Origin of the sequence: Candidatus Thiothrix phosphatis, from assembly GCF_035668035.1 — a bacterium.
Lineage (GTDB): Bacteria > Pseudomonadota > Gammaproteobacteria > Thiotrichales > Thiotrichaceae > Thiothrix > Thiothrix phosphatis.
The window spans coordinates 1-12,484 of sequence record NZ_JAYMYJ010000088.1 but is presented as its reverse complement, the minus strand read 5'-3'; the positions used below and the strand labels follow the sequence as shown (position 1 = coordinate 12,484).

Here is a 12,484-nt window from a genome sequence, read left to right as displayed (position 1 = left end):
GGTGGGTCAGTTTTCAATTGATGGGGTGGGTCAGTTTTACATCGGTGGTGACACAGGAGAGGGCTCCTGTTTAACATGCCATAGCAACACTGATAGATTTCCTCAGCTAATTCCCGACTCTGAATATTGTTACACGGTGCTGGAAGGATCATATAAAACGGATGGAACCATGCCACCAAGCAGGCCGGGCGATACTTCCTACCTGAAACATGTAAATGCATTAAGGGCAGCTTGTGGGTTGTCGCCTATCATAGGTAGAAATTCCAATCCCCATACTGGCAACGTAAATTCCGAAGCATGTTTGAATGATTGTAATCAGGAACGGGATTGGTGTATGGCAGAAGCTGGTCAGCCCGGAGCCCCGCGTAAAGCACAATGCATGATGGCTTTTAGAAGTTGCCAGGCTGCCTGCACAAATCGTTGATTGCGAAGCCCAAGGAGTTCATGAGTATGCAGAATATAATTCGATGGATCACTCTCCTGTTACTTGTACATTCAGGCTTCTCACAAGCCGGAGTAACCCGCTCCTGCGAATCCAGTAATCACCACATTGTCGGGACCATGCGTCTGGCTGATGGCAGTATCCGGGACAATGTGGTTGTACCCTTTCATGGTGTCGATCCCATCATGGCTGATGGCTACCACTGGTTGCGCCCGCCAATGGCGCGTAGGGCTGCATGTGAAAACGCCAGCAGGGAAGCCGTTGAAAAAATGCAGCTGCGCCGCAACCATGAGCTGGTGATAACCATGTGCGATGTCCGCATAACTGGTATGTCAGGTGTGGTTAGTGTGCTGCCGCAGGCGGTCGGTGCCGAGGCGTGGCATGGCAGCGAAAATAATTGGAACAGGGGCAATGTGGCTAGTACGTGGCAAAACTGTGATGAACGTGAAGATCAGGTTATCAACAAACGCTACCAATACCCCATCCAATATGGCAGCTATAACACCTTACTGGATTGGTGCTATAGCTGGGGAAACGGATGCGGGGCACAGGCTGCGCAAGCTTTTTGCATTAAGGAAGGCTATGCTAGGCAAATAAGTTTTTCCGGGCCAATGAATATTACGGCAGGTCAAAAGACCCGGATCATTAGCTCCAAAGAAGTATGTGATCAGCTGTCATGTGGGACGTTTACACAGATTACTTGCCGGAATTGGTAAAATCTTTTTGGATCGGATATTTGCCATGAATGAAGGAAAACTATGCCCAACCTGCAAGAATGACATTGGCGTACTCGCCATTCTGAAGGCCGCCTCACCTACGCGAATAAAATGTCCATATTGCCAGGTTCAGCTAAAATATTCCCCTTTTCCGTCAGGCTTGCTCCTGACTTTTTTGATTATCTATTTTTGCCTGTGCATTCCGGTATTCATGTTTGCAAATGAGTATGAAATAAACGCACAAGGGTGGAAGTGGGGCTTGAACACTTCTGTGCTTCTTGTAATACCCATCGGCTTGATACTCGGATGGATGGCTGCTTGGTATTTGCGTAAAAAATATTCGCTAGTGAGGGCCTGATTGCTTCAATAATGGCAAAGACAACAACACCTGCATTTTGGTTGTTGGTAACGTCGCCAGCCGGAACTGAATATCCCCGTTTACCCCATGCATCCGCTTTTTCATGGTGTTCAGCCCTGTCCCGGCTCGCCATGTCGAGGGCAGGGATACCCGCCCATCATTCATGATGCAAACATGCAGTTTGCCATCCTTGACCGAAACACCGATTTCCAACACCTCCGGCTGTGCGTGTTTGAGCGCATTGCTGACCGCCTCACGGATAACCTGCGTCAGTTCCAGCACCTGCTTGGCGTTAAGCAGATAACTATCCAGATCACCTTGCTGCCATACCAGTTCCACGCCTGCTGCCTCGGTGCGCTCCGCGATTTCCGTGCGCCAGTCCGCCACATGATCCACTAGCTTGAGCGGGCAGGTTTTTTGTGAGAGCCGGATGGTGTCCCGTAGCGCCATGAGCGTGAGGCGGGCGGCCTGTTTGTGCTCCGGGTCAGGCAATTTGTGCATTAACGTCATCAGTTGTGCGCCGACGCTATCATGCAAATCGCTCATGATCCGCTGGCGTTCTTCCAGCACTGCCCGTTGGCGGGTTTCACTGGCGTTGATGGCCATGCGCGCCACGGTCAGCAAAGACTCCGTATTCTTCACATCCGACTGGTTGAACAAACGGGAGGCTTGTTGTTTGCCGCTCAAGCGGAAAGAATGCCGGTTGCCAAGGCTGGGCACATACAAGTGCAGGCCATCGTCAGACAAGTTGCTGGTTTCCCTTTGTTCGTCCCACGCCTCCAGATGCAGTGGTGCAAAGTGTTGCAACAGGAATTTCTCCCAATGTTGTTCAAAGCTTTTCTGACTGGTTGCCTTCGCCATGCTGGCGCTGAATACGGGCAGGTAATCCTGCAAGCTGCGCCGCTCCAGGGGCATGATTTTGTCCAATAGCCACTGGCGCAACGGCAGGTACAAGAAGCCGCTCAGGATGACAGAGGTGCCCAGCGCATAAGGGGCAGATGCCTGGAAGACAGTCACCAACACCACATCAAGCGCTACCAGAAGGGAGCCGCCTGCGATCCAGAGCAATGACTTTAGCCACCAATACTCAATGTCAAACAGGCGAAAGCGCAGTATGCCGACAGCCCAGCCTGCAAAAATGCCTACCAGGAAAATACGGGTGGCCACATCACCCAGCAGGGGAACATCGCCCAACATAACCGGGATGGCATGGGTCAGGATAATCAACCATGCAGGCAACAAGGCGGACAATTGCAGTAAGAGTACGGTGGCGCGGCTGACCGGGTTGCCGATTGATAAGACCCATTGTTTGTAAAAAAGCCAGGTTGAATAAAAAATTATGGGGAATATGGGCAGGATGTAAATATGTATGGGTATTTCCCACCAGCGCAAGCAGTAATTAAGTGCCAGCAGGACTGTCACCACGGGGGCAAGGAGCAATAACCAGTGCGGGGCTGCGCGATTGGGGTAGTAGCACAGGATCAGAAACAGGCTGGCCATAAACAGGTAAAAACTGCCCCCTTCCAAGCCAGCGAACACGCTTGTCCACTGAGGTGGCAGGTAAAATTCTTGGCTGGCAGACAGGCGGAACACACTTTCTGCAACATAATGGGAGACGCTGGCAAGCAGCAGGCAGCTGGCTTCCAGCGTATAGGGTTTACAGACCCACACAATGACACCCAGTAACAGGGCGGTTATGTTGGCCAGTAATATCCACCAGAATACAGCAGGGATGTCTTGCAGTCGGGTTCTCTGGTGCGGTGTGAACGCAAGGCGGCGGCCTGTATCAGTTGTCAGGGTAAGCGTTGCGTTTGAGAGGAACGCTGTGTGCAAGCGGGCTTGAAGATCCAGCAGTGCATCAAGATCGTGATAGGTTGGAATGGAAAGTGGCAGGACACGTAACAAGCGGGGTAAAGGAATGCTGTCGTTGGGGGTGTCCAGGCTGCGCAGATGTTCCCCAGGTTTGATACGCCCAGCCAGGGGGGAATTGGCGGCAACTGCGGTGACAACGAGGCTGTCATTCGTTGCCTTGAGCTGGATGCCCGTCCAGGGTTGTTGCAGTTTGGCGTTCAACACCAACGTTTCCAGCAACACAATGAACAGTAGGGCCAGTATAAAGCTATTGGCGGGCGTCAACGGGACTTGCTTCGCGGATTGCAACCAGGCCATCAGTGCAGTTCCGTGCTGACTAGCCCTCTGCGGCAAGCTTCCACCGCCGCTTCTGCCCGGCTGGAAATATTGAGTTTCTGGTATACATCACGGATGTAACGCGCCACCGTATTGGTCGACAACCCCAGCAGGCTGGAGATTTCCGGGCGGTTCAGGCCTTTGGCGACCAGGGTCAACACTTCCTGTTCACGCGGGCTGAGGGATACCGCTTCGTTTCTGGGATCCGCCGGTGTGTCCGGGTTGCTGGCATGGGATGCTGAGGCAGATTTTTCTGCAGAAAAATATTGGAGGATGCGCCGTGAAATACTGGGCGAGATGGGTGGGTCGCCATTCAGGATGCCGCGCAGCTTCTGGATGAACAGCCGGTCGGGCATGTCCTTGAGCAGGTAGCCATGCGCTCCGGCCTTGAGCGCCTTGAGGATATGTTCCTCATCATCAAAGATGGTGCTAATGACGATATAGGCGTCAGGGCAATGTTGGCGGACGCAGGGGACGAGGTCAATGCCACTGCCATCCGGTAGGTTGACATCCAACAAGGCAAGGCTGACGCAGTGGGTTTGCAGGATTTGCCGCGCCTGTTCACATGAGCTGGCAGGAAAAACCTGTATCTGCTGGAATGCCTGTTGCAAGGTGAGGCATAACCATTCGCTTGTTTCGGGTACATCCTCTACGATTAAAGCCTGTTGCATGGTGGTGTCCTTACCTTTATGTGAGGTTGATATAAATACTGTTTCTGTATAGTGCATTTGCACAACATTTACATCAATACTGTGCCGGATACAGTACAGCGCCGTAACTGGCACATGCGAATCCAAATCTTGAAAGGTACAAAATGCCCAACCTGTTTGCCGCCATTCCCGCCGATTTGCCGGGGGAATTGTTTGAAACCCTGCTGGAGTCCGCCGCTGTCAGGATTGAACGCATCGTCTCGCGCGGGCATGTCACGCCGCCGGGTGACTGGTACGACCAGGAGCAGGATGAATGGGTTCTGCTGTTGCAGGGCGAAGCAAGGCTGGCGTATGCCGACCGGGAAGCGGAACTTTGCCTGCAAGCGGGGGATTATGTGCTGATCAGGGCGCATGAACGGCACCGGGTCGCCTTTACCGCCACGGATCAGGACACGGTCTGGCTGGCGGTGTTCCTGAATGCAGCCGGGCAGGAATAGGGCATGGAGCTGCTGTTAACCTTGTTTGCGGTGGCCATGCTCGCCGGTTGGGTCGACTCCATCGGCGGCGGCGGTGGCCTGATCAGCATCCCCGCCTTGCTGTGGGCGGGCTTTTCACCGCTGGAGGCGCTGGCGACCAACAAGTTGCAGGCCAGCTTCGGCTCCTCGACCGCCACGCTGAATTACGCCCGCCACGGGTTGGTGGATGTGAAAGGCCAGCGGCTGACGGTGGCGTTGACGTTCCTCGGCTCCATGGGCGGCGCGCTGATGGTGCAGCAGATTGATGCCAGCTTGCTGGAAAAGGCCATTCCGGTGCTGCTGATGCTGTTTGCGCTGTATTTCCTGTTGTCGCCGAAGATCAGTGACCTGGATCGGCAGCAGCTGATTTCGCCGCTGGTGTTCGCCCTGACGGTCGGGTTCGGGGTAGGCTTTTATGACGGCTTCTTCGGCCCCGGTACAGGCACGTTTTTCACCATGGGCTATGTGACATTGCTGGGGTTGGGGCTGCCGAAAGCGACCGGGAACACCAAGCTGCTGAATTTCACCAGCAATTTCGCTGCGCTGCTGCTGTTTGCGGTGTCTGGCCATATCGTTTGGCAAGTGGGGCTGGCAATGGCTGCCGGGCAGATGATCGGCAGTTATGTCGGCTCGCATATGGCAGTCCGGCACGGGACGCGCCTGATCCGCCCGGTGCTGGTGACGGTGTCGGTGTTGATGTCGCTCAAGCTGCTGCTGGATTAGGGGTCGAGTCCTGGGCAACTGAGCGTGATGAGGCGGCTGATGGTTTTCCGGCCATTGGCGAAGGCTTCCAGGCGGGCGGTTTTGCCGAGCACGGCTCGGGGGATGCTGATGTCAAGATGGCCGTCGGTAATGTCACGCGAACCCATCGGGCGGGTGTCGATATACCAGTCCAGCCGGTCGATGTTGACGGTGGTGACCCGCAGTTTGCAGCGTCCGCCGCTGTTGTGGATTTGCGTTTGCAGGCTGTGGCGGGCAGCCCCGGCCAGCAAGGTGGCGGCGTGGTTGATCAGGTCGGCGTTATTTTCCAGCAGGTCGCGGCAGGTCATGTAATGGCGGGCGTCGGGTTCGACGCCGAAATCTTCCAGCGGCATCCCACTTTTGTCTTGGGCGCGCAACATGCGGCGGGCGGAAACCCGGAAATCGGCGTAACGCGGCAGGGCTTCCAGCCGGGGCAGGTCGGGGATGGCGGCGTCGGCGGGGATGGCGGAGGCGAGCTTGCGCAACAGGTAATGGCTCCAGACATTGGCGCCGCCTGCGCCGGTGTTGTCATCCACCCCGAGGATTTTGCCGATATTGTGGTCTTGGAATCCGGCGGCGAACATGTCGGTGGCGCTGTAGCACAGGGCGTCCGTGATCAGCACGACCGGGCTGCTGTAAACCTGGCCGAGGTTGTTGGCTTCTTCCACACTGGTCAGGCTGTGGGCGGTGGAATACAACGAGCCGCTGGCGGGCGCTTGGTCCAGCGACGGTTTCCACGGCGTCAGGTCGATGCCGGGCGCCACAGTTGATGGCGCATTGTATTGGCACAGCGCGCGGATGAAAGCACCGGTGCGGAACTGCGCCTTTTCCGGCTCGATCGGGTGCGGGGTCAGCAGTTGCAGCAGGCGTTCCGCCATGCTGATGTAGCCGCCCGCATTGCCACGCACGTCCAGGATCAGGCCGTCCTGCGGCAATTCGTACAGCAGGCGGATGATTTCCGAAATGAAAATTTCCGGCTGCGGGGCGACAAAGCTGAATATGCGCAGGTAGGCGAACCTGCCCAGCGGCGTTGTCACTGGCCGGGCGCGGATGACGGCGGGCAGGATGGTTTCCAGTGCGCCTTCCAGGGCGAAACGCTCGGTGTTGTCCTGCAATTGTTCCGCCCGCCAAGCGTCCGGGGCGAACAGGATTTTGCGGTAGTGGTTGATGCGCCCGATTTTCAGGTAGTTGCCCAGTTGGGCGACGGTGTGCAGCGCTTCGGCTTCGGCCTCCAGCGGCGGCAGGCCGTCTTCATCGGCAGGCGGCATGTGTTCGAACAGCCACCATTCAAATTCGATGCTGTTGGCTTGCCCATTGGCGTCGCGGTAGGCAAGGCGGATGATGTCCTCATCCGGCGGCAGGCTGGTCGCCAGCGGGCGGATGGTCAGGGCGCTGAGGCCGATGGCGAAACGTGCGGCATGGTTGCCGCCCGCTTCACGCGCGCCATTGATGCGGATGGCTTCGGCGATGGGCAGGCCGTTCCAGCGGGTGACTTCCACGCCCTTGACGAAATCCGGGTGGTGGAAATCCGCAAACAATTTGCTGACGATATAATGGGGCTGGCGCTGGCCGTCGAAACATTCCTCCAACAGGAACGGCAGGAATGCCGTCATGTTCCGGTAGGGCTGCGGCAGGATGTAATTGGTGTGCAGGTCATGCACATCATTGAAGACACTCAGCAATTCGCTGTGGAATTCCAGTTCGCTGGCGGCGATTGCATCTTTGGGGTTTTCCAGCCGGTATTGCAGCAGCGCCAGCCGCTGCACCGGGTCAATGCCGTACAGCGCCTTTTTCATGTGCAGATGGACGTAAACATGTTCCAGCAACAGTTTGGCCTGACTGAGCAGCAGGCGTTTTTCCGCCAGCGCCAGCCCGGCATTGTCAGGCAGGGCGGCGCGCAGGCGCGCATAGCGCGGGGCGGGCGGGGGGATGTCCAGCAAGGTGCTGTCGTCTTCCGGCAGCTGGTCGTCAGCAGAAGACACGGACATTGGCCTACCTCTTTTTGTCGCGCTTCTTGCGCTCTTTGATGACGTGGCCAAGTAGCCGCTGGCGCTTGTGTTCCTGGCGTGGCGTCAGGGTGTTGCGCTTGCCTTCGTAAGGGTTTTCGCCCGTCTTGTATTCGATGCGCACCTGCGTGCCGGTCAGCTTCAACGTCTGGCGGAAATAGTTGGTCAGGTAGCGGGTGTAGCTGTCCGGGACATATTCGGTGCGGTTGCCGTGGATGATCAGGCGGAACGGGTTGCTGCCGCCCTGATGGGCATAGCGCAATTTGATGCGCTGCCCACGGGTCAGCGGCGGCTGGTGCTGTTGCACCGCCATTTCCAGAATCCGGGTGAGGCGCGAGGTCGCCACTTTCAGCATGGCGGACTCGTAGGCGCGTTTCATCGCCGCGTATAACAGGCCGACATTGGAGCCGTGCAGCGCGGAAATGAAGAACACTTCGGCGAAATCCAGCACGAACGGCAGCTTGACTTCGACCTGCTGTTTGATCCAGTCGCGTTGGTCGGATTCCAGCCCGTCCCATTTGTTGACGGCGATGATCAGGGCGCGGCCCGCTTCCAGAGCCAACCCCAGCAGGTGGGCGTCCTGGTCGGTGATGGCGTCGTGCGCATCCACCAGCAGGACGACGACGTGCGCCCGCTGGATGGCGTCCAGGGTCTTGATGATGCTGAATTTCTCGACAGTTTCATCGACGCTGCGGCGGCGGCGCACCCCGGCGGTGTCGATCAGGGTGTAGGCCTGCCCGTCGCGTTCGAAAGGGATGAAAATGCTGTCGCGGGTGGTGCCCGGCTGGTCAAAGGCGATCACGCGCTCTTCGCCGAGGATGCGGTTGATCAGGGTGGACTTGCCGACGTTGGGGCGGCCAATGAAGGCGATCTTGATGCCGCCGTCTTCCTCCTCCTCTTCCTCCTGGAACTCCGCACCGAGATGGTCGAGGATGTCGTCGATCATGGTGGTGACCCCGCGCCCCTGGGAAGCGGCGATCATGTACACTTCGGCAAAGCCAAGGGCGTAGAATTCCGCTGAAGCCTGATCCGCATCCACGCCGTCGGTTTTGTTGACCAGCAGGAAGACCGGCTTGCCAGTTTGGCGGATGTCGCGGGCGATCTGTTCATCGGCGGCGGTCAAACCCTGCCTGCCGTCGACCAGGAACAGGATGGCGTCAGCTTCGGCAATGGCGGCGCGGGTCTGTTTGGCCATGTATTCGTCGATGCCGCTTTCTTCACCGCTCAGGCCGCCGGTGTCGATCAGCATGTAGCCGCGCCCATGGTGGTCGCCTGCGCCATACTTGCGGTCGCGGGTCAGGCCGGGGAAATCCGCCACCAATGCGTCACGCGAGCGGGTCAGGCGGTTGAACAGGGTGGATTTGCCGACATTGGGGCGGCCAATCAGTGCCAGAACGGGTTTCATGGTATAAATCAGGTCAAAGCATCACTTGAAAGGCGGCTAGGATAGCATTATTTGAGGAGAATTCATGAATTATTGCAGCGAATGCGGCGCTCCAGTGGCGCTGAAAATTCCCCCTGGTGATGACAGGTTGCGCCATGTCTGCGATGCCTGCGGCACCGTCCATTACCAGAACCCGAAAATCATTGCCGGGGCGCTGCCGGTGTGGGGTGAGCAGGTGTTGCTGTGCCGCCGGGCGATTGCGCCGCGTTACGGTTTATGGACGTTGCCCGCCGGTTTTATGGAAAACGGTGAGACCACCGAGCAGGCCGCCGCCCGCGAAGCGCATGAAGAGGCCAACGCCCGGCTACGGGATTTGCGCCTGTATACCGTGATCAGCATCCCGTATGTCAGCCAGGTTTACATGATTTACCGTTGCGGACTGGAGGCGGATGATTTTTCACCCGGTGTGGAAAGCCTGGAAACCCGCCTGTTCCATGAGCACGAAGTCCCTTGGGAGGAGCTGGCTTTCCAATCGGTGCGCACGACGCTGGAGTGTTTTTTCAGCGACCGTCAGCGCGGGGAATTCCCGGTGCATAACCTGGCGTTTCTAGCGCCCCGGCCACCAGGCTAATGGCTTTTCCACCCGGATCAGCCGGGTGCCGGAATAGCGGTCGTTCCAGGCCAGCTTGTCCTGGTCGGCCAGGGATACCAGGAAGCCGATCCCCAGACTGAGCCAGCAAACGGCTGACCAGAGGAAACGGAGGGAAGCCAGCTGTTGGCTGACGGGTTGGCCTGCCGCGCCTACAAGCTGGACTTTCCAGGCGCGCATCCCCAGCGTTTGCCCGCCATGCGTCCAGAACCAGGTGAAAAAGCCGTAAGCCATTGCCAGATAAAGCAATACCATCACTGGGTCAGGCAGTTTGACGCCGGTCATTTTGCTGAACAGGACTGAAATGACGCCAGCGACGATGACGATGCTGAAGCCTGCCAGGACGGTGTCATAGATCATGGCGCCGAGGCGGCGGAGCAGGGTGGCGGGTTCAATGCTCATGCCAATACTGTGTTGCGTAGTCAAATAATTAACCCTGTATCTTCGTAAATGTCTTCCAGTGTCAGTTGCAGTGCGCAGTCACCACATTGCATGCACAGGGTTTCGCCTGCTTCCAGCAATGCGTATTCCCACAGCCCTTCGGCATTGCGTTGGTAGTACTCAACTTGTACTTGTTCCGGGGACACAATCAAGTAGTACCGCACACTGGGGTTGCGTTGGTAGTTGATCAGTTTTTCACGTTTGTCGGTGCTGAATGTGGAGGGTGAAAGCACTTCCACCAGTACGCAGGGGTGTTCCTTGTAATAGGGGTCGGGGTTATCGGCAGGGTCACAGCAGAGCATGACATCCGGGTAATACTGGTAACGTCCTTCCTCCAGTCGTAGTTTCATATCGTTCATATAGGTGGAGCAGGGCGTGCCACGGGTTTGGCGGCGCAAGTGAAAGCCGATATTCATCGCCACACGGTTATGCTTATCGGCAGCTCCAGCCATTGCGTACATTTGCCCATCGACGTATTCATGACGGACGGTCGCAGTCTGTTCCAGCGCGAGGTATTCCGCTTCAGTGAGGTGATGCTGTGCTTGTGGCTGTGACACTGTGCTGTTCCATGGTTAGGCTTTCGGCAAGCATAGCACCTTTAATTCCCATCCAGAAAATTCCGCAGCATGTCGTGACCGTACTGGGTGAGGATGGATTCAGGGTGGAACTGCACGCCTTCCACCGGCAGGGTTTTATGGCGCACGCCCATGATTTCGTCCAGGCCGCCGTCTGCCGTTTCTGTCCAGGCGGTGATTTCCAGGCAGTCCGGGATGGTCGCCTGTTCAATCACCAGCGAATGGTAGCGGGTGGCTTCCAGCGGGCTGGGCAGGTTGCTGAAAACGCCAACGCCTTGATGGTGGATCATGGACGTTTTGCCGTGCATGATTTCCTTGGCGCGGATGATGTTGCCGCCGAACGCCTGGCCGATGGACTGGTGCCCGAGGCATACGCCCAGGATCGGGATTTTGCCTGCAAAGCGCAGCAGGGTGGGGATGGAAATGCCCGCTTCCGTCGGTGTGCAGGGGCCGGGGGACAGCACGATTTTGTCGGGTGCGATGGCGTCGATCGCTTCCACCGGAATTTCGTCGTTGCGCACCACCTGCACGTCTGCGCCCAGCTCACCCAGATATTGCACAAGGTTGTAGGTGAAACTGTCGTAATTGTCGACCATCAGGACTTTCATGTTAAAAAACTCTTTAAAAACAATGTTTTGAAATTAATTTATGGGCTTTTTATCCTGGTTGTTGTCCGGTTTCCTCCAGTTTGCCTCCACCCATGCCTGAATTTCATCCTCTCTCCACGCTGACGCCCTGCCGAATTTATGGGGACGTGGAAACGTGCCATCCTTCATCATGGCATATATGCGGGATGTTCCAAGAGCTACGCGCTCTTTGACTTGTGGCAATCGTATCATCATTACTGCTCCTCTGGCAGGCGGACGTTAATCGTTGGGACAATGGCAGGACGATCTTTCATTCGGCAGAGTTGCCACATTTCGTCGATTGCTGACCTGACCATTGGCCATCCAGCAACATCGATTTCTATTGCATGGAATGGCGATCCGGGCTGCTTAACTGTGATGAATTCACTTCCATCCTTGGAGTCAATTTGCACGACTACCCCATCCCCTGAATACAGGTCGTCACCTTCTCGACAGACAAGCTCCGCGATTGTGCGCTGTTCGTATTTTCTGCTCATGGTGTCAAATCTCCCTCAAACTCTGGCGCATACATCCAGTGCGTCGGCCTCGGGTCAAAGTCCTCAAAGTCTCCGCTCAAGCATTCCGCCCAGAGCCACCCACATTCGCCGTCGTCATTTCCTTCCACGTCATCAAGTTTTACCAGCATGGCCAAGCGCTCCCATGTTTGCGCCGGACTGGATGCCATCTGCTTGAATTCGGAGTCCCATGCCAGTAGGCACGGCCTCGCCTCAATGGGCCACGTTCGCGGATCTGAGTAGTCGATCTTTACCCACTGGCTAAACTCTCCAGCCATCGCCCGTTTCAGGTCAATTAACGTGCAGTTGTTGCCATCCGCCAAGTGCCGAGTCTCGTTATTGAGTATGGAGCATAACTTGTACGTGTCATCCCCCCAGGCATCACGCATGTTTTGTATTTCCTCTCCGTATTTGTCCTTTATGTAATTTTGCGCAATTCGGTAAAGTTCAGCCAAATTGAGGCTATTACTATCCACAAACCCAGACTCAAAAGCACCTATCATGCTATTTACAAATCCATTTACCGCTTTTGCGGCAGCAGCATTATCACACTGTACAGGATAATGCTCGCACCCAGTCACGTAACCTGATGGACTATCCATTATCGCTGTCCCGCAATGCTCACAAGTAAGTATCCCCCGGCAAAGCCGGGGGCTTTAGAATATGTGAGCCGCTCAAA

The 12,484-nt window shown here is 56.4% G+C and carries 15 protein-coding genes; 5 read left to right on the top strand and 10 right to left on the bottom strand.

The annotated features are described in order from the left end of the window. Together VSS37_RS09140 and VSS37_RS09135 are read left to right on the top strand one after the other, a co-directional pair. Positions 1-424, top strand: a 424-nt coding sequence (locus VSS37_RS09140) for a hypothetical protein (protein ID WP_324694534.1), incomplete at its 5' end; no start/stop codon positions are given. Positions 425-444: 20 nt separating this feature from the next. After that, the gene (locus VSS37_RS09135) at positions 445-1,158 is read left to right on the top strand and encodes a hypothetical protein (protein WP_324694533.1); all 714 of its coding nucleotides are present in this window, start codon (positions 445-447) and stop codon (positions 1,156-1,158) included. Between the two features lie 343 nt (positions 1,159-1,501). Here the strand turns inward: VSS37_RS09135 and VSS37_RS09130 are convergent, their stop codons facing one another. Together VSS37_RS09130 and VSS37_RS09125 are read right to left on the bottom strand one after the other, a co-directional pair. Next, positions 1,502-3,685: a sensor histidine kinase gene (locus tag VSS37_RS09130; RefSeq protein WP_324694531.1), complete on the bottom strand. Its 2,184-nt coding sequence runs from the start codon at positions 3,683-3,685 to the stop codon at positions 1,502-1,504. Next, the gene (locus tag VSS37_RS09125; RefSeq protein WP_324694530.1) at positions 3,685-4,374 is read right to left on the bottom strand and encodes a response regulator; all 690 of its coding nucleotides are present in this window, start codon (positions 4,372-4,374) and stop codon (positions 3,685-3,687) included. The genes VSS37_RS09130 and VSS37_RS09125 overlap by 1 nt, the downstream gene beginning before the upstream one ends. A gap of 143 nt (positions 4,375-4,517) precedes the next feature. Between VSS37_RS09125 and VSS37_RS09120 the strand changes: the two genes are divergently transcribed. Next, positions 4,518-4,850 (top strand): cupin domain-containing protein, encoded by a 333-nt coding sequence (locus VSS37_RS09120; protein ID WP_324694529.1) that lies wholly within the window; start codon positions 4,518-4,520, stop codon positions 4,848-4,850. A 3-nt stretch (positions 4,851-4,853) separates the two neighbouring features. Beyond that, positions 4,854-5,591, top strand: a complete 738-nt coding sequence (locus VSS37_RS09115; RefSeq protein ID WP_324694528.1) for a TSUP family transporter — start codon at positions 4,854-4,856, stop codon at positions 5,589-5,591. Here VSS37_RS09115 and VSS37_RS09110 read toward each other — a convergent pair. Both VSS37_RS09110 and der read right to left on the bottom strand, forming a co-directional pair. Next, entirely contained in the window at positions 5,588-7,597 is a 2,010-nt protein-coding gene (locus VSS37_RS09110) for a S41 family peptidase (protein ID WP_324694527.1), read from the bottom strand. The genes VSS37_RS09115 and VSS37_RS09110 overlap by 4 nt on opposite strands. A gap of 4 nt (positions 7,598-7,601) precedes the next feature. Beyond that, on the bottom strand, positions 7,602-9,020 hold the full coding sequence (gene der / locus VSS37_RS09105) for a ribosome biogenesis GTPase Der (protein ID WP_324694526.1): 1,419 nt from the start codon (positions 9,018-9,020) through the stop codon (positions 7,602-7,604). 64 nt (positions 9,021-9,084) lie between these two features. Between der and VSS37_RS09100 the strand changes: the two genes are divergently transcribed. Continuing rightward, positions 9,085-9,630: an NUDIX hydrolase gene (locus VSS37_RS09100; RefSeq protein WP_324694525.1), complete on the top strand. Its 546-nt coding sequence runs from the start codon at positions 9,085-9,087 to the stop codon at positions 9,628-9,630. Here VSS37_RS09100 and VSS37_RS09095 read toward each other — a convergent pair. From VSS37_RS09095 to VSS37_RS09075, 6 genes are read right to left on the bottom strand one after another with little or no spacing between them, the layout of a single operon-like run. Further along, a complete protein-coding gene (locus tag VSS37_RS09095; RefSeq protein WP_324694524.1) occupies positions 9,607-10,074 on the bottom strand; it encodes an RDD family protein in 468 nt (155 codons plus the stop codon). The two genes, VSS37_RS09100 and VSS37_RS09095, sit on opposite strands and share 24 nt — an antisense overlap. Then, a complete protein-coding gene (locus VSS37_RS09090; protein ID WP_324694523.1) occupies positions 10,071-10,646 on the bottom strand; it encodes a Uma2 family endonuclease in 576 nt (191 codons plus the stop codon). Before VSS37_RS09090 ends, VSS37_RS09095 begins: the two co-directional genes overlap by 4 nt. 41 nt (positions 10,647-10,687) lie before the next feature. Beyond that, positions 10,688-11,272: an anthranilate synthase component II gene (locus VSS37_RS09085; RefSeq protein WP_324694522.1), complete on the bottom strand. Its 585-nt coding sequence runs from the start codon at positions 11,270-11,272 to the stop codon at positions 10,688-10,690. A gap of 33 nt (positions 11,273-11,305) precedes the next feature. After that, positions 11,306-11,503 carry a helix-turn-helix transcriptional regulator gene (locus VSS37_RS21825; RefSeq protein ID WP_375339136.1) on the bottom strand — a complete coding sequence of 66 codons (198 nt, stop codon included), beginning with the start codon at positions 11,501-11,503 and terminating at the stop codon, positions 11,306-11,308. A 2-nt stretch (positions 11,504-11,505) separates the two neighbouring features. Continuing rightward, the gene (locus VSS37_RS09080; RefSeq protein ID WP_324694521.1) at positions 11,506-11,787 is read right to left on the bottom strand and encodes a hypothetical protein; all 282 of its coding nucleotides are present in this window, start codon (positions 11,785-11,787) and stop codon (positions 11,506-11,508) included. Then, positions 11,784-12,407, bottom strand: a complete 624-nt coding sequence (locus VSS37_RS09075) for a hypothetical protein (protein WP_324694520.1) — start codon at positions 12,405-12,407, stop codon at positions 11,784-11,786. Before VSS37_RS09075 ends, VSS37_RS09080 begins: the two co-directional genes overlap by 4 nt. Positions 12,408-12,484: the final 77 nt, after the last annotated feature.

Excerpts from the sequence above, each read along its gene's own strand:
- VSS37_RS09115 (WP_324694528.1), top strand. The coding sequence starts at position 4,854 with ATGGAGCTGCTGTTAACCTTGTTTGCGGTGGCCATGCTCGCCGGTTGG.
- VSS37_RS09100 (WP_324694525.1), top strand. The coding sequence starts at position 9,085 with ATGAATTATTGCAGCGAATGCGGCGCTCCAGTGGCGCTGAAAATTCCC.
- VSS37_RS09085 (WP_324694522.1), bottom strand. The coding sequence starts at position 11,272 with ATGAAAGTCCTGATGGTCGACAATTACGACAGTTTCACCTACAACCTT.
- VSS37_RS09120 (WP_324694529.1), top strand. The coding sequence starts at position 4,518 with ATGCCCAACCTGTTTGCCGCCATTCCCGCCGATTTGCCGGGGGAATTG.
- VSS37_RS09075 (WP_324694520.1), bottom strand. The coding sequence starts at position 12,407 with ATGGATAGTCCATCAGGTTACGTGACTGGGTGCGAGCATTATCCTGTA.
- VSS37_RS09135 (WP_324694533.1), top strand. The coding sequence starts at position 445 with ATGAGTATGCAGAATATAATTCGATGGATCACTCTCCTGTTACTTGTA.
- VSS37_RS09110 (WP_324694527.1), bottom strand. The coding sequence starts at position 7,597 with ATGTCCGTGTCTTCTGCTGACGACCAGCTGCCGGAAGACGACAGCACC.
- VSS37_RS21825 (WP_375339136.1), bottom strand. The coding sequence starts at position 11,503 with ATGATACGATTGCCACAAGTCAAAGAGCGCGTAGCTCTTGGAACATCC.
- der (WP_324694526.1), bottom strand. The coding sequence starts at position 9,020 with ATGAAACCCGTTCTGGCACTGATTGGCCGCCCCAATGTCGGCAAATCC.
- VSS37_RS09130 (WP_324694531.1), bottom strand. The coding sequence starts at position 3,685 with ATGGCCTGGTTGCAATCCGCGAAGCAAGTCCCGTTGACGCCCGCCAAT.
- VSS37_RS09125 (WP_324694530.1), bottom strand. The coding sequence starts at position 4,374 with ATGCAACAGGCTTTAATCGTAGAGGATGTACCCGAAACAAGCGAATGG.
- VSS37_RS09080 (WP_324694521.1), bottom strand. The coding sequence starts at position 11,787 with ATGAGCAGAAAATACGAACAGCGCACAATCGCGGAGCTTGTCTGTCGA.